Source organism: Desulfofarcimen acetoxidans DSM 771 (assembly GCF_000024205.1).
GTDB classification, from domain to species: Bacteria; Bacillota; Desulfotomaculia; order Desulfotomaculales; family Desulfofarciminaceae; genus Desulfofarcimen; species Desulfofarcimen acetoxidans.
In genome coordinates, this window is the sequence record NC_013216.1 from 2381896 (window position 1) to 2399089 (window position 17194).

Annotated in this window: 13 protein-coding genes and 2 pseudogenes; 8 read left to right on the forward strand and 7 right to left on the reverse strand. The window is 38.1% G+C overall.

What is annotated here, in order from left to right:
• Nucleotides 1-136: 136 nt before the first annotated feature.
• The 8 genes and pseudogenes from DTOX_RS10845 to istB (DTOX_RS10880) form a co-directional block, all read left to right on the forward strand.
• Nucleotides 137-766: pseudogene (locus DTOX_RS10845) on the forward strand (transposase); the annotation flags it as partial.
• Nucleotides 767-895: 129 nt separating this feature from the next.
• Nucleotides 896-2149 (forward strand): tyrosine-type recombinase/integrase, encoded by a 1254-nt coding sequence (locus DTOX_RS10850; protein ID WP_015757736.1) that lies wholly within the window; start codon nt 896-898, stop codon nt 2147-2149.
• A complete protein-coding gene (locus tag DTOX_RS10855) occupies nt 2149-4014 on the forward strand; it encodes a tyrosine-type recombinase/integrase (protein ID WP_015757737.1) in 1866 nt (621 codons plus the stop codon). Before DTOX_RS10850 ends, DTOX_RS10855 begins: the two co-directional genes overlap by 1 nt.
• Nucleotides 4007-5056: a tyrosine-type recombinase/integrase gene (locus DTOX_RS10860; protein WP_015757738.1), complete on the forward strand. Its 1050-nt coding sequence runs from the start codon at nt 4007-4009 to the stop codon at nt 5054-5056. The genes DTOX_RS10855 and DTOX_RS10860 overlap by 8 nt, the downstream gene beginning before the upstream one ends.
• Before the next feature lie 88 nt (nt 5057-5144).
• A pseudogene (locus DTOX_RS24310) lies at nt 5145-6088 on the forward strand (Mu transposase domain-containing protein); the annotation flags it as partial.
• A 6-nt stretch (nt 6089-6094) separates the two neighbouring features.
• On the forward strand, nt 6095-6871 hold the full coding sequence (istB, locus tag DTOX_RS10870) for an IS21-like element helper ATPase IstB (protein WP_015757740.1): 777 nt from the start codon (nt 6095-6097) through the stop codon (nt 6869-6871).
• 435 nt (nt 6872-7306) lie between these two features.
• Nucleotides 7307-7591 carry a hypothetical protein gene (locus DTOX_RS10875; protein ID WP_042315713.1) on the forward strand — a complete coding sequence of 95 codons (285 nt, stop codon included), beginning with the start codon at nt 7307-7309 and terminating at the stop codon, nt 7589-7591.
• Entirely contained in the window at nt 7581-8327 is a 747-nt protein-coding gene (istB, locus tag DTOX_RS10880) for an IS21-like element helper ATPase IstB (RefSeq protein ID WP_015757741.1), read from the forward strand. The genes DTOX_RS10875 and istB (DTOX_RS10880) overlap by 11 nt, the downstream gene beginning before the upstream one ends.
• A 537-nt stretch (nt 8328-8864) precedes the next feature.
• Here istB (DTOX_RS10880) and DTOX_RS10885 read toward each other — a convergent pair.
• The 7 genes from DTOX_RS10885 to DTOX_RS10915 all read right to left on the reverse strand — a co-directional run bounded on the left by DTOX_RS10885 (nt 8865) and on the right by DTOX_RS10915 (nt 17039).
• A complete protein-coding gene (locus DTOX_RS10885; RefSeq protein ID WP_015757743.1) occupies nt 8865-9800 on the reverse strand; it encodes a restriction endonuclease in 936 nt (311 codons plus the stop codon).
• A 226-nt stretch (nt 9801-10026) separates the two neighbouring features.
• A complete protein-coding gene (locus DTOX_RS10890; protein WP_015756115.1) occupies nt 10027-11841 on the reverse strand; it encodes an IS1634 family transposase in 1815 nt (604 codons plus the stop codon).
• 138 nt (nt 11842-11979) lie between these two features.
• Nucleotides 11980-13179 (reverse strand): helix-turn-helix domain-containing protein, encoded by a 1200-nt coding sequence (locus DTOX_RS10895; RefSeq protein ID WP_015757744.1) that lies wholly within the window; start codon nt 13177-13179, stop codon nt 11980-11982.
• A 26-nt stretch (nt 13180-13205) separates the two neighbouring features.
• Complete coding sequence (locus tag DTOX_RS10900; RefSeq protein ID WP_015757745.1) at nt 13206-13952, reverse strand: DUF5986 family protein; 747 nt, start codon at nt 13950-13952, stop codon at nt 13206-13208.
• 892 nt (nt 13953-14844) lie between these two features.
• Nucleotides 14845-15942, reverse strand: coding sequence for a hypothetical protein (locus DTOX_RS10905; RefSeq protein ID WP_015757746.1), 1098 nt, complete (start codon nt 15940-15942; stop codon nt 14845-14847).
• A 157-nt stretch (nt 15943-16099) separates the two neighbouring features.
• Nucleotides 16100-16609 carry a helix-turn-helix domain-containing protein gene (locus DTOX_RS10910; protein ID WP_015757747.1) on the reverse strand — a complete coding sequence of 170 codons (510 nt, stop codon included), beginning with the start codon at nt 16607-16609 and terminating at the stop codon, nt 16100-16102.
• A gap of 181 nt (nt 16610-16790) precedes the next feature.
• On the reverse strand, nt 16791-17039 hold the full coding sequence (locus tag DTOX_RS10915; RefSeq protein ID WP_015757748.1) for a hypothetical protein: 249 nt from the start codon (nt 17037-17039) through the stop codon (nt 16791-16793).
• Nucleotides 17040-17194: the final 155 nt, after the last annotated feature.

Sequence of the window (17194 nt, forward strand, 5' to 3'; positions counted from 1 at the left end):
CCGGTTGTAGGAAACCGTCATACCGGCTGAAAGGAAACCGTTATTCCGGTAGCAGAAACCGCAAATGAAACTTCCTTTATAATGTATTTATGCATCATAAATATGATGTAAATACATTTGAAGGGGGTCATTTTAAGTGACCAAGTACCGAGAAATCCTTAGGCTTCATAGCTTGGGATTTAGTCAGCAGAACATTGCTTACAGTAGCAGTGTTTCAAAGAAAACGGTCAACCGGGTCATCAATAGAGCAAAGGAATTAAATATTTCCTGGCCATTAGATGACAATCAAACTGACGCTGTATTAGAAGGAATCCTGTTCCACAAGACAAGGCAGGAAAACGTCAAAAAACGTATGCCTGACCTGAACTATATCCGCAAAGAGCTGCTCAAAAACGGAGTCAGCAAAAAGCTCCTATGGACGGAATACATGGAAGATTGCCGCCTTAACGGTGAGGAGCCGCTCATGTATTCCCAGTTCTGCTATTACATTCAGCAGGATGAGCAGAAACGCCGTGCAACCATGCATATTGGGCGTAAACCGGGTGAACAGGTGGAGGTAGATTGGGCAGGCGACCCTGCACACATCATAGATCCTGATACTGGTGAAATTATTGATGTCCATTTGTTTGTCGGGGTTATTACCTATAGCCAATATGCTTATGTGGAAGCCTTCATTAATGAAAAACAGCAGGCCTTTATAACCGCCCATGTTCACATGTATGAGTATTTTGGCGGCGTAGCCAAAATACTTGTATCCGATTATGCCGCAGAAATGATTATCGGCGACGCATACAGAAAAGCCACATGATGACGGCTTCATATTTTAAAAGTGCGGAATAATTTTTCACATTCTGGACAGACTTAATGCTGAAATGCTACGAACGGATGTGAAAACATGCCTCGATTAACTGATTTTATAAATCTTTCGAATGAATTAAAACGGGTTCCAATCTCGGAACTGATTGTGAAGGCAAAGTCGCTGGTAAAAGCAAAGAGATACTCGCAGAGTACAATATGGCACTACAATGAAAGGTTCAATGATCTCCAACATAGCTCGGCCCTATTTAACACAGAAAAACTCTCGGAAAAATTTATTGCTCAGTATATTGAAGAAGGAATGCAAAAGAGTCCTAAACTTGCTCGTAGTAGTGTCCAAAGAAAAGCGCTTCTTAACTTGATCGCGGCAGCCGTCAACACTACTCCTGTTTTCACTAACGAAAAAGATGCTGATAAAATCCAAATCAAGTCTCTTCGAGAAAATCTAAATACCTATAATCAGTATCTCAGAGAACAAGAAAAAAGAAAGGAAACGATAAAATCATATCTTCAGGTAGCGACAAAATTTCTACTTTATCTGGATAAAAATAAAAAGAGCAATTTCTCTAAAGTCACGGCAATTGATATCCGGGAATTCATTACTGATTTAGGCGCCAAATGGTCGCCAAGAAGCATGCGGATTGTACCGTCACAACTCAAAACCTACCTGAAATTTGCGGGATTCCCTGTGAACGCCATACTTTTCTCGAGCTTTCGCGCCCCCCGCAAGAGCAAACCAGTCCGTGCTATGAGTTTTGAAAATGTAGAAGCTCTTTGGAAATATATTGAGGGCGATGATGGGGATTTAAGATCAAAAGCGATAGTGACAATACTGCTTGCGACAGGCATGAGGCCGGTTGACATTACCGAACTCAAACTTGATGATATTAACTGGAACAATGACAACATCGGCTTTATTCAAAGCAAAACAGGCGAAGGCATGAATATTGAACTCTTTCCTGTGATGGGTTCAGCGATTATCAGATATATGACCGAAGAACGCCCTAAAGGAACAGGAGCGAAATTTATTTTTCTTACAAAAAAGGCTCCATACCGCGGACTCACTCCATCCGTTTGTAATTGCATTTTAAAAGTTGCCTTAGAAAAAATCGGCGTCACTTTTGTCGCGGACGGACTTCATTGTCCGAGAGCAGTAAGGCGCAGTTTAGTATCACGAATGATTGCAAAAGGTGTCCCTGTACAAAATGCCGCTGCGGCTATCGGGCATGTCGATGAAAAATCTGTTGATTTGTATACTGAACTGGATGTGAAAAAGATGAGATCTATCTGTCTGCCTATACCGAATCCTATGAAAGAATGGTTGTCAACCTAATGGCTTATAAAAAACAACAAGATAGGCTTCTCAGCCCCTTAACTAAAGAAATCGAGGAATTTATTGACTTCAAGCAACAATCAGGCTCCCTGTATACAAGTTCTGAGTTTGCGCTAAAAGCCTTTAATAGATTTTGTGCCGCGGTGGAAAACCAAGCCTTGACTCCTCAACAATTAGCTGAGGCCTGGGTAAAGTCAGGTGATGATAAACCAAAATATGATGGTGGTTGCTGTGTCAGGCAACTCGGGCAGTACCTTACCGCGCAGGGGCACCCCAAAGCATTTACTGTACTCAGCGCTAAAGGAAACACCCCTAGGCTGCTTGGTATAAATTCTGGTCCTTTTGTCAGGGAAATCAAGGAGTTTGTTGATCAAAAAAGATCAGCGGGTCGAAAATATATTTCCGAGGGGTACTGTCTAAAAGCCTTCGATAAATTTTGCGCTATGAAGGAGAATGAATTTTTGACTCCCCAGCAGTTGGCAGACGCCTGGTGCGGGAAGGTTAGAGAAAAAAACACCGCTAATATTGGGATGATTAGAGAGTTAGGCATGTACCTCACCATGCAGGGTAGTACGAAATCTTTTGTGGTTCCTTATGCGAATGGAGATATGCCAAAACCGCCATTTACCGGGTACACAGGTTCGTTTGCGGAAGAAATCGTATCGTTTCTTAAAACGAAAAGATCTGCCGGTTTGAAGTACAGACATGAGGAGTTTCGCCTAAAGGACTTCGATAAATTTTGTAATGAGCAATCTAATTTGAAATTGTCTCTGCGGCAACTGGCTGACGCGTTTATACATTTCCAAGAGGAACGCGGCTATTCCAAGAGCAGAAGAAGTACCTCCGTTATTAAAGCATTCGGTAACTATCTTACTAATAATGGTTGTTCAAACGCTTTTACTATCATTGATAAAAATTTCGTCGCTGGCCCATATGCGGAAGAGATATCGGCTTTTGTCGCCTTCAAAAAATCTTGTGGATTTAAGTATCTCAATTCCGGTTACCATCTGAGGTCTTTCGATGTGTTTTGCGCCTCGAAAGAAAACGAATCTCTGACCCCTCAACAATTGGCTGATAAATGGGTTCTAAAAAGAGACAATGAACATCCGAATACACGTGCTGGCCGGGTAGACCCAGTCAGAGTTTTCGGCAAATATCTTACAAGCATTGGACATGCCAAAGCTTTTACGATTGCGGTTGATGCCGCGCAAAGGAGGTCTCCTAAGCCTCCATATCTATTTTCAGAAGACGATATTGATATATTCTTTGGCGCATGCGCTGAATTGAAGCCGGATGAAAAAGAACCATCCATGCACATCGTTCTTACGGCGGCGTTTTTATTTATGCACTGTATGGGTGTCAGGACATGTGAATTAAAAATATTGATGGAGAATGTGAATCTTGAAACCGGCGAAGTCATCATTATTGACGCCAAGACCGGTGAACGGTCTGTGTATATGAGCGAGGAGTTATCTGAATTTCTTTTCAAATACAATTTAGTGATCGAAAAGATTTTTCCGCGTCACAAGTACCTATTTCCCGCATCCGTAAGCCGATCCCGTAACGACTTTGCCAAACACTTCAGGGAAATATGGACGTCCAATGTCCCCGCCGTGGAGCATGGGGGACCCAGGTTATACGATTTTCGTCACCATCTTCTATATCGAAATGTTGAATTGTGTATGCGAAACGGTGATGATGTGAATGTCCTGCGGCCATATTTAATGAGACATATGGGGCATAAGTTGCCGGAGAGTTTCCAATATTACTTCCATCTATCACCACCAATTCGAAAAGAGGTATCCCAGATCAAAAAGAGCTTGGACTGGATGATACCTGACGTTCCGGAGGTTCCATATGAGTAAAAGAAAACAAGACGCTGACGTAAATGAGTTCTGGTCATTAGCCCGATCATTTCTTAAAGTGTATTTACCAAATGCGCGAGAAGTCTCCCAGAATACTGTAAAAGCCTACAAACAGGCACTGGAGACTTTAATCAAATATCTTGAGGATTCTGGATTTACCAGAGACACTATCACGATTGGAACGTTTACGCCCGCGTGTATTGAAGGTTTTATGGTTTGGATGTCTAAAGAACAAAATTGCAAACCGCGAACCTGTAACTTAAGGCTTTCGGCGATTAAAACATTTCTTCGATATTGTGGTCATCATGTAATCACCAATGAATCGATCAGCCGCGAAGTACTTGAGCTTCCGATGAAAAAGGTTCGAAAAGAAAAGATTGAATACATGTCCAATGGAGCTACGGCTGCTATTATGAATGCTCCAGACAACAGGAGACTTATAGGCAGACGAAACAAAGCTATGCTATCACTGCTCTATGATAGCGCCGCCAGAGTTCAGGAACTCGTAGATATCAAGGTGGACGATCTGTATTTAAATGAGAAAGCCAGCGCGGACGGTGAGTCATTTGTTACTCTACGCGGAAAAGGCGATAAGTTGCGGAACGTCAATTTGTCGCCCAAGACTGCTAAACTCATTCAATCATACTTGAATGAGTTTCACCCCAGGGAGAATCGCGGCGCGCCGCTGTTTTATACAAAGAGGGCCGGTTCGCTGTGGCCACTGTCTGTAGACTCTGTTAGCAGAATTTTAAAGGAAAACGCGGATAAAGCTCGTTTGTGCGTTCCAGACATTCCGGAAAGAATTCATTGTCACTTGTTAAGGAAGAGCCGGGCTATGCACTTATATATAGCAGGTGTACCTTTGCCTGTGATCATGGAATTACTTGGACACGCAAGCATGAATACCACATCCGGCTTCTATGCTTTTGTCACATGGGAAATGGTGAGCGAAGCGATGAAAAAGGCAAATGAAGGTCACTTGGAAGGTGAAATGTTGTGGAAGGAACCTAATGTCCGAAAACAATTGTATACTTTGGATTAAAAAATTATTCCGCACTTTTAAAATATGAAGCCGTCATCATGTGGCTTTTCTATATGCGTTGCCGATAATCATTTCTGCGGCATAATCAGGTTTATACCGAATTCTGTATAACCCGGACAACTGCAAAACTGCCGTGATACATAAAGGTGGCTGGTACAATCAGCAGTTAAATGCCGTTTACCACGAGATGGCCGAACACTACGGTACTGCCATCATTCCTGCCAGGGTTAGAAAACCCAAAGATAAGCCAAACGTAGAGGGTTCTGTAGGCAATATATCCACATGGATTACCGCTGCGATGAGAAATGAACAGTTCTTTTCACTGTCTGAATTAAATCGCGCTATTCGGGAGAAGTTGGAGGCCTTCAACGCCCGGCCTTTCCAAAAGAAAGAGGGCAGCCGGTTAAGTCTCTTCCGCGACGAAGAACTGCCATTACTGGCGCCATTACCTGCTACCCCTTATGAACTGGCCGAATGGAAAGAAGTCACCGTTCAGTTCAATTATCACATATCCGTCGGCGGAATGCTATACTCGGCCCCTTACGAATATATAAAACGTAAGGTTAACGTCAGGATAACAGATAAAACAATTGAAATTTTCTATAACCAAAACCGCATAGCCTCCCATCGCCGTCTTTACGGACGCAAAGGGCAGTACAGCACCATAGTAGAACACATGCCGGAAGACCACCAGAAATATCTGGAATGGAACGGCGATCGTTTCCGCAAATGGGCTGAGCAAATTGGAAGCAATACGCATCAAGTAGTAGATGCCATACTTACCTCCAAACGTGTGGAACAGCAGACTTACAAAAGCTGTATGGGGCTTTTAAAGCTGGCTGACAAATATTCAGTCGAGCGTCTGGAAGCCGCCTGCAATAAGGCACTTTCCTATACAGCCACCCCCAGTTATAAGAGTATTAAAACATCCTTACCACTGGGCAGGACAAGTCACCAAGTGAACCGGTTAAACCGGAAACCACACACAATAACTACGGCATTACAAGAGGTGCCGGCTATTACAGGAGGTAAACATCTATGACAAACCAAAGTACTATTGATAAATTAATTGAAATGCGCTTGACCGCCATGTCCAACTCTTTCCGCAATCAATTGACTGATGCCAAAATGAAGGATGTTCCTTTTGAGGATCGGTTTGGCATGCTAGTGGACATAGAATACAGCAACCGAAAAAATAACCGTTTAAAACGACTGATCCGGAATGCTGATTTTGATCAGCCAGGTGCCAGTGTCATGGACATTGATTATACATCCGGACGCAAGCTAAACAAGCAGCTTATCGTCAGGCTGGCCACCTGTGAATATATCACAGAATACCGTAATATTTTCATTACCGGCGCCACAGGTAGCGGTAAAACATATATGGCCTGCGCTTTTGGTATGGAAGCCTGCAAACAGCATTATACGACAAGGTATGTAAGGCTCCCTGACCTTCTAATTGACCTTGAAATAGCAAGGAATGAAGGCACCTACAAAAAGGTCATGGCGAAATACGCTAATCCATTATTGCTGATTATAGATGAATGGTTACTGTTAAAACCAAATGAAAATGAGCGTAAAGACATCTTCGAATTATTACATCGCCGCAGGAAGAAATCCTCCACCATCTTCTGCTCACAATACAGATTAGATGGTTGGTATGAGCAGCTCGGTGGTAGCGATGGCCCGCTGGCGGATGCCATACTGGATCGTATCGTTCATGATGCATATAAAATCAATATCGAAAGCATTGATCCGGCGAAAGACGTTTCCATGCGTGAGGTTTACGGTTTAGATAAAATGCTTAGTGAATAAGTAAGAACTAAAGGGCGGTGTGAAACATGACGAATTAGAGCCACCCGCGCGAGGTTCCATGCCATTGGCGCGCAACGCAAGAACCAGAATCATTTAGCCGCCTCTTAGTCCTTGCGTTAGGCTGTGGACAGTGCCGCCCTGTGGACAACCCTTCGGGTTGACGCACAAGGCTTGGATAACGCTTCGCGTTATCCACACTGCCCACAGCCACTGCTACTTTAAAAAAACGACCATAACAATAACTAAAACCAAAAAAACCAAGTTGGGTAGATAGTAGTAGCCCAGTATTCCCAAATAGGTAGTTAACGTCACACCGGAACTGTGACTCTACCGCACAGAAATACTAATATCAACATTAATGGCGGTTTCCCAGTTCCGGACTGACGGTTTCCGTTATTCCGGAACTGCGGTTTCATCGCAACGGTATATCCAGTTGTGCAAAAACTGTTTGATTCATACCGGGTAGAGGAACAGGCTTATAAGGGTTGCCTGTCCCTGTTAAAACTGGCAGACAAATACTCGCCTCAACTCCTGGAAAACGCATGCAGAATAGCACTTATCCGAATTCCCAATCCCCGGTATAAAAATATTAGACTAATACTCGAATCCGGTCAAGATAAAAAGGGGGATGGAACTCTCCAATCTTATTCCTCATCATCCAATAAGTATGCCTGCGTAAGAGGTGCATCTTATTATAGAGGTGGAAGCCATGAAGAATGAGACAACAAGGAAGCTGAAAAACATGCGTCTTCCGGCATTTGCGGAAGCTTATCAAAAGCAGGTTGAGAACGAGAAGGAATATCAGTCATTATCTTTTCATGAAAGGCTGGCGCTTTTAGCAGATGCAGAATTCGATTCCAGACATAACAATAATATCAGGCGTCTGATTAAGAATGCTAAATTCACAAATTCATCCGCTTTTCTTGGAAATATTGAGTATCTCCCAGACAGGCATCTGAACCGTGATCTTTTGGAAAGCCTGGCCGATAATGAATATATCCGTCAGCGCCTGAATGTCATCCTTATAGGAGCCACTGGATGTGGCAAAACATATATTTCCAATGCACTTGGTGTCAACGCCTGCCACGCAGGTTATAAAACGAGATACATCCGCCTCCCCGAACTGTTCAGCGAATTTGAAGCTGCAAGGGTTCAAGGGAAATATCAGCAGCTCATGAAGCAGTATCAGAAATATTCCCTGATGATTTTGGATGAATTTCTCCTGATTCCTGCATCTGATACAGAACAGAGGGACTTGCTTGAACTGATGGAGTCCCGATGCAGACAATCGTCTACTATCATCTGTTCTCAGTTTATTACTGAAGGTTGGCATGAAAGACTGGGAGGTAGCGCCCTGGCCGACTCCATTCTTGATCGGGTTATACCATCAGCGTATACCATGATAATTGATGGGGATGTTTCCATGCGTCAGAGAAAGCGACGAATACCCGAATAATATGACCCAATTAAGGAGCCATCCAAAGGGTGGCTCCCACCATCAACTCAATGGTTCTATGTTACGGATTAGGTGGCTCTAATTCTGAAGATTTGGTGGCTCCGCCACCACGTAATATTCAAGTATTAACTGTTATCATATTTAAACATAAATGGGATAACTTCAAATATCTCATAAGTTACCACTGTTACTAGAAAATTCTAATTTATAAGCTTATAGTGCATGATTTCCTATAACTATAGGTATTGACTGATTCACCATTTTTAACAATAGTATTGTCCCTTATTCCACTTGAGATATAATATAGCAAAAATATTGTCAGCATTTAGTGTATCAAACAAATGCAATATATTCAAGTAACTATTTAGTTTACCTATTCAAACACAACAAAAGACATCTACCGGATAGTAGATGCCTTTTATTCTTCTAATTCATTTTAATATCTACAAAACTATAGCTGCTCAATTACCAAAAACCTTCTAAAGCCACTATTTACATTGGCCTCTTAAACCGATAAATACCAGTTCTACATATATTTTAAGAGCATTTTTCTTTCATACTAAGGGAATCAACATAAATTCTTCCCATTGTCTGTGCCGCCTTGATTTTCATATCTAACATTTTTCTAAAAGTATACATTTCTTCTGTCACTAAAACAATATCTCCACCATCGACTAAAACTGTTTTTAATGCTTTACCATTTTGAAGTGCACTAACTGAGGCATCAGAAAATCCATTAACCGATATAAAAATACCTCTACCATACATCTTACCTTCAACTTTATGTGCAAATTGATAAAGGTCATTTGATGCGCTTAATTTATCATTCCATTTGGCCTCAATAATATAATGTTCTCCATCATACTTAATAGATCCGTCTATCTGCTCTCCCACGATTTTAAAAGGTTCAGTAACTTCTAACTTTTCAAACAAACATAACTTTCTTAAAAAATCCTCAAAAAGGTATCCACGCTGCTGAAGATTAATGGCCTTACCAGCTTCATCCTTGCTACTAAAAAGTTTCAAAAATATATTTTTTAAATCATTAATCGTTGTATTAATCTCTTTAGATTTTTTCTCAAACTCTTCTCTTTTCTGCCTTTCCTGTTTGATTCGGCTATCTCTTATTTCCTGTAATTGTTTTAGATGGTTAATATTCCGTTTAGCAATGTTTCTATTAAGTTTTTTGATTGTATCAAAATAATATGAATTAAAATAATCCCACTGAGTTAAAGACATTAACATAGACCTAAACTGACCTATACCACCATCATTTCGTGCCTCAAGCCTATCAAACATTGTATCAACAATGCTATTCCTAAACATTTTATCATATACACTCTCAGATAATAATTCTCTACCCGTACAACCGCTGTTTTTAAAGAAATCTATTATATCCTTCTTAGGCCAAAATATTGATAGTATACATTCTTTCATACAGTCCATTATATCTTTAGGAAAAGTTTTACCCATATGTACCAAATCACCTCACCCTTTTCATCTTAATTACTATGGCAAATAAAGAATGATTGACTATTAAATTAGTAACTTACAAGAAGCACCTGCCCCTATTAGCAGATGCCCTAAATTCATGATTACATTATTTTCTGAACTACAAATAGATCACATGGGTAAAATTAATTTATATAACCCAGGTTTCGCACTAAGGGATCAGTAAACTGGGAACCACTGCCAAACCTTATTTTCTAAAATTATCCTTAAACCATTTCTCAATATGATAAGAAAAATTGATTGCTGAATTAATAACCTCTATTAATTCAAGTGGATGTGGTAAGTTAAACAGATTAACCAATACATCAATAGTATTAGGAATATTCGTCCCATTCCAATGGTGTATACCAATAGGCTGCAACCTTTGTTCTGAGATAGTTAGGTCGCCAAGTTCTCTCTGTAATTTTTGGGGAGACATCTTTTTGCCATTTTTAGCTAACAGCCAGGCTGCTAAATTAAGCACAAGCATAGCCAATACTTTTAAAAAGCAATAGGCATCTACTCTTTCAGGATTGCGAAGGAATACTTGTTGTAAATCAAGAGAACCCTTCAAAAACCTAAAACTGATTTCGATGTCGTTCCTACCACGATAGCGGGTAAGCAGTTCATTAGCATCAACCTTCTCTTTGTCATGGTTGGTTAAAAGCACAAAGATACCGTCGGTTTTCTCAAGCTCTGGAATTATAGCTTCATCTTTTGACCAGGACATAACAATAGCATTATGTTGATTTAGTTTAATTGTTACATTAAACAGCCTACGCATTTCAGGCTGCCCTTTAAAAATATTATCTACTGCTTTTTCACAGGCTTCCTTCGTAATTAAGTTACGTTTGTTGAGCTTACCATTTAGTTCTACTAATGCATCTTCTGTGCTGGTTATACGCTTTTGACGACGCTCTTGTTCCTTAGGTTTTTTGTTTAAATCACAATAAATAACCGCCCTTATAGTATGTGTCGCAAATATTCGCTTACTTTTTTTGAGTTGCTTTTTGTTCTTACTACCCTCTGAGGGAGGCTCAAGTTTTACCTTAAACGTATATTTTGTCTCTAACGCCTCGTAGTGTCTGGGTAGATTTCTTTCTATTTCTTTCTTAGAGCGATAGTCAATAGCAGCAAAATCATCTTTTTTAGCCTCATTTAATTGCTCTAAGACCCAATTCTTTGATAGCTCATCCTTGAGTGGACCTATAAAAAAGGCCTTTTGGTTGCTATTAGTAAGCATCAAATGCATATTATCTTGGGTTAGGATACCACGATCAATAATCATCTCAAATTCTTGGTCATCGGTAATCTCTTTAACCTTCTCGAATGAACGCTCAAAAGTCGTACCGCCTTGAACATTACCGGAATCAATTGATGATGTTACCGGCAAAGATGCACCAGAGGCTATCGTAAGATTAAGGATTAATTGTTTTAAACCCGGTAGACCACCATACCCGTATTGAACTTTATCGTTATCCTCCATAACACCAGAGACTGGAATGGAGGATGTGTCATTGTAAAAAGTGTTAAGTGGAACTCCAAATTTCTTGGATGCTGATAAAACAATATCCTGCAATACATTAGCCATATATTTTGCATTTGAGTTTATAGCGTCAAGGGCTCTACCCATTTTGTCATCATTAAATTTTTCGGACGGTATACCGAGTATTGTTTCGACTTGCCAGTTTTCACAAGCTTCTTCAAATTTATATAAACGGGTGAGATCTTTATTTCTGCCCAGCATGTCGCCAACCATTATTTCACATGCCAAACCAGTACTTACCCGACATTTAGAACCGTTGGCTCTGTCTTCACGTAGATGCTCATAAGTAACATATTCTTCGCCTATAAAGTTGTCAATTATTTTACCGATGCCCAGGCTTCTTGCTAAAAAGACACCGATAAGTACTGCACCTGAGGGATCTGCCTTCGGAACTTCTACTTTTAATTCGGGCATTATCTTCATCAATATTTCGGGGGGTAATTTAGCTAGTTGTTCTAAAATAGGTTGTAAGTCCATGACGATCCCTCACTAATATTTATTCTTATTAGTGATAATTCGACACAAAAAACAGAGATCCTTCCAGTTTATGGATCAGTTTTTTTTATGGTTGTAATTAATATTATTTATGCTCCACTATTTTACAGGTTTAGATTTTTATCTTGCGGAAGGTGGGATATAATCTTTCAAATGTATAATCTGGGATTTATCCTCTTCACCCTTAGATAGTGTTCCATGCTTCAGACATAATAGATCTTCAATTTGTTCAGGATACATTGATAACCCCTTCTGAGCTAATTCAGCTAAAAGTTGCTTACCTGAAAAAACATTATTATTTATCAACATATCTACAGCTGATTGCAAAATATTATTTTGTAGTTTATATTCAGTATCCAAAGGTTCATTTTTTCTCCACCCATTCTTCGACAACTGACGCATCAAATATTGAAACTGATTATTTGTAACTACTTTTAGCTGATATGCTCTGTAAATCATGGCCGCAATAGAAACATTCCATTTTTTCTTAAGATGTAAATAGTAATCAAGTGTAGTCGGGTATGGAGAAACATCTTGTCTAAATGTTTCTTTTGGCAACAAAAATGCTCCAGCAAAAATGTTTGCTTGGCGCTCCCTTGCTCGAAATTCTTCCTTAGAGATTAATTCTAAATCCTCACTCCATGGATGTAATAGGATATGACCTAATTCATGCGCCATATCAAACCTAGCTCTAGCAATTGTTTGCCCATATGCGGATATTGCGATTAAGTAAACTTCACCCTTATTAACATTAGTACGTTGGCTAAATGCATCTATTTTTTCCGCATCAGCATCAAAACTCGTTACAATCATTCCGTTAGATTCAAGAATATATCTTAAATCTAGTATAGGCTCAGATCCCAATCCCCAATATTTCCTTATTTTATCAGCAACATCTTCTATATTCTGTAACTCTTCATCTGTTTCAAAAACTTCGGTTAAGGAAAAGTCAATGTATGGAATTTTTAATGAAGGAAAATCAATATATTCAAACAGCGTTAAATATATTTGAGATAGATACTCAAGCTTGATCTTCTGTGCGGTTCTATCTTTTTTAGTTACACTTGTTAATGCTCTAAAATATGTCGCATCGGTACTAACTTTAAAATCACTCTCTTGTAAAAAGAAGTCCCGAGGAAATCCTAAAGCTACCGATATTTTTGAGATATTATCCCATTCAGGCTTGTTGTTTCCATTTTCATATAGAGAGAGTGATTGTTTGCTTATATTTGTAATTTTAGAAAGCTCCGTTAATGTATACCCATTATACATCCTTGCACTTTTGAGACGCTCTCCGTTAAATTTCTTCTGCTTTTTCATGTACTCATCTCTCTAAATTTATAGTTTTATAATTCTTTTGAAGTTTGCTTTAATTTAACAAGACTCTTATCTGTAAATTTCAACAAGCCTTCGTTAGAATTAGCTTGAGGCAATTCTGAGTGTTCTGTTAAACTAACAACCTCAGTAAGCTTACTATAATCCGGTTTGATATAATCATTAAGGCACATTTCATCATATACATCTAGGTCTTTATCAAGAACCCATGCTTTAACATCAGACAATTGACCAGCTTGAGTGTGAAATGCAATTAAACAATGCCTATAACCTTGTGCTGCTTTTAAATTTTCACCACAAAGCGAATTAAAATCATTTAAAAAAGTATCTTGATCATATATTTCTGTATAAAACTCTGTAAACGCTAATTGTTTGTACCTTGCTTCAAATTCTGCGTTTAATATTGTTACAAAAGTTTGTAAATAATGTGGTGAAGTTCTATTCTTGTTTTTGTTTTTAACTCTCTTTAATCCTGTTTGCCGCATTATTGTGTATGCAATTTTATTCTTATCATCTACTACCATATTACTTTTCCAACTATATCTGTTAAATTTAAACATTCTATATTCTGGTGGTAAATATTTTACAAGGTTACTATTAATCCAATCATGTACACACTTGGGAACTCCGTTTGTTGTGTCTGGGTGAAATTCTTGCATATATCTCTTATAATCATCTTTAAGAGCCACATTAATACAGTTAACTATGTACCTACAAAAATTTTCCGGAATTTTATCACTGATTAATAATTCACCCATCTCATTACCTCTCTATTAAAATTTATAATAGTAGTTTTACATATATCTTAATATTTGTCAAGTGTGTTTTATTTGTGAATGAATTTTTACGTTTAGAAATTTAAAAGGCGAATACTTAATTTCAAATGTAATGCCCCGTTTGACATTTATATTTGTAGCTAATCTCAACAATATGTAAATTTGTTCAATATATACTTCCAATATAGCGATGGATAGGCGCATTCCTCAATATCTACACTTTTACCTCAATCGAAAGATAGAGTAGAACGATTTAGATAGTATCTGAGAATTTTACTAATCCACCCATATTAAAAAACACCTACCCCTCCCGGCAGATGCCCTTTAACATATGTAGATTCGTTTTTAGCTCCTACTTATCCATCCCAACCTCAACCGTAACCTTTTTACCCTTTTCCCCAACCTTATAATCCTTCCTATATAGTAATGCACAGCACTCCACATGTGTTTTGGCTGCTAGGTGATACAAATACTCAAAATTGTTTATCTTTCAGAGGGGGGTATTTTAGGGGGGGGGGCGGGGGTGTAAGGTTATACCAAATACGCAAAATGATTAAATGATTTACAGGCTAGAATTTTTGAAATTGCTCATTTTACCAGGCTTTATTGTTTCACGCAAAAACTCTGTAGCCCCATAATTCAATTTGCGCATACCCACTGCAACTTATCCTTGCGCTTTTTTAAATGACATATACCCCCTGAATAATCTGAAATGGCCTTGCATTCGATCTACCTGTGCTACCTAAATCAAAACAGCACGGTAGCACGGTCTTTGACTAATCTTACTTACCGTCCTGAGTGTTCACGTAGCGTCATACTACTTTCATCTATGCTAAGTTACGGGAACACCTTGTTATTCGAAGCAATGACACCCTTAAGAATCGCTAATCATTGATAATCTTCTCTCTGCAATTGAATAATGCTTCTCGTAATTTAATTTATGTAGGTATTCTGGTAATTCCTTTTGTGGGTAACAAGCATTCCAAAATTGAATAGCCGCTTCAACACTTAATTGAGAAGTTATCTTTATTTTAGAAATCCATTCGTCAGGTTTATTCCAAATTTTTTCTTTAACCGGTGAATAATGAACTGACGAATCTCTAACACCTTTTATTTGTGTAAGAAGAGTTAGAAATGGCTCTTTCATTTGATTCATATCTAATGTCTTGATAATTGATTTTTTATCATCTCTTATTATTTCTTGATACTTTTCAATTTTATATTCCAAGGAAATATAAGAACCCTTTTTCTTACCAAGTAGTATTTCTCTCTCACTGTCTGTTAAATGATTTTTATTTCTAAGTGCATAGTCGTAACCCACACTGTTAATAAATGCTTCAATAAATGAATAAAAACTTAGAAGACCTAATCTGCTGTATGTAGATATTGTCTGATTAAAGTTAGAAAATAGTTCTCTTTCCTCATCACTATCGATGTCTAAATCTTCAGTTTTGTATTTACTTGCTAATAAATGCATCCTTTTATAAATCTTCTCAGCATTAACTAACATAAAAAATGCATCTCTAATTAAGAACTCTTCCTCAATGTTTATGCAATAGGCATGATGCCCAATACCTATTTTAGTATGATATGGAAGATTCTCTGGAAGTGGTATTAAAAAATCAAGTCGTTCATCAAGCCAACCATACTCTATTCCGATTAAGTATAAATCTTGATTACTCTTAAACAACTCATTAAATTCTAAACCAATTCTTTTCATTCCCTTTTTGGGTTTAAAATACTGTTTATAATTATTATATAAATTCACAAGTAGCTCATTAATTGAATCCCTTTTCATGTCTAGTTCTTGATCACTGCAATTTTTCAGAAAATCCCCGAGATCTATAATAGCCTGTTTTACTGATTTATCAATGAGACTACCATGCCCCTTTGGAGTAAGTGACATAACAAGTTGAATATAGTATAAACGTATTAACATATCCTCTCTGAATTGTTCAACTTCTTGAAGCATTACCATACTACCTTTCAAAATAGATTTTCGTAATGTTTCACATATCTTTAAGAGCCAACCTCAAGTTGGTAGGTACTGAACTCTCAAAAAGGTCGGACACTAGCTCCGATATCTTAATAAGTTGATAATGTTAGCTATTTGATTTATCCGGAAATTCTTATGCTTCATTATTTGCCAAGAGTAAATCCTTAAGCCATTTCGGTAAATGGTTCACCTTTTTGAACTCCAGGATTTTATTTGCAACTTCTGCAGCATCCTCTTCTCGCCAGAATCGGTCTTTGGTATAACAATTATGACTACAGTATTTTCGCTCCTTAATCCCCAGGGTTTTAAATTCATTACCGCAATACTCACAATAAGAAGTGTATGATTTTCGGTGAGTTTTTTCCCACTCTGCTTTGCAGTTCATTGAGCAGTATTTTCTCTTGCGTCCTAAGCTATTCTGCTCAAGTTTTTTGCCGCAATTAAGACAAAGAGTAAATAAGAACTCCTCTTTCATTATTTTTTTATATCCCGCCACTAACTCTGTTGCAAATCCATGCAAGCCGTTTCTTTTACAATAACCCCTAATCGTGTCTCTTGATAATCCAATGGCTTTTGCTATTTCTTTATAGCCGAAACCCTGATAGCGCAATGATTTAATCTTTTGCCTTTGTTCATCAGTCATAAATTATATCCCCCCCTTGACAAGCATTCATCACTCAATAAGTGATATTAGTCAAGGGGGGTGTTACTTATTTATTAGTTTCTTAAGTAGAAAACCTATATCACTAAAATAGCTTTGGGTACACATTTCCGAGTTTCAATGGTTATAGAAAGTAAGCTGTTGCAATTATATAAGATATAACTCATTTAGCAAAATAATGAATTATTTCAATACTTAATTTCTTTATTAAATCTAAATCTTCTTTCTTTAACAATTTAATTTCTCTACTATTTGGCTTTAATCTCCAATCAAATTCCTCCTTGGAATGAGCTATAGCGTTTCTAAGAGAATAAATTCTTTCTTGTAACTTTTCTAAGATCTTTTCGTTAGTGCTTTCATTTCCATTAAAGATAAATTTATCCCACGTTCCGCATCTAGCATATACAAACACAAGCAATTTTGCTTTAGGCCGATAAATTTACTTTTATTAACATGACATATTATTGAATTTACACTTTTTATACCTTACTATTGAATTTTATATTTACATTAATTCAATATATTTACATTGCAATAAATGCAAACCACCTTAATGTTTTTAAATAA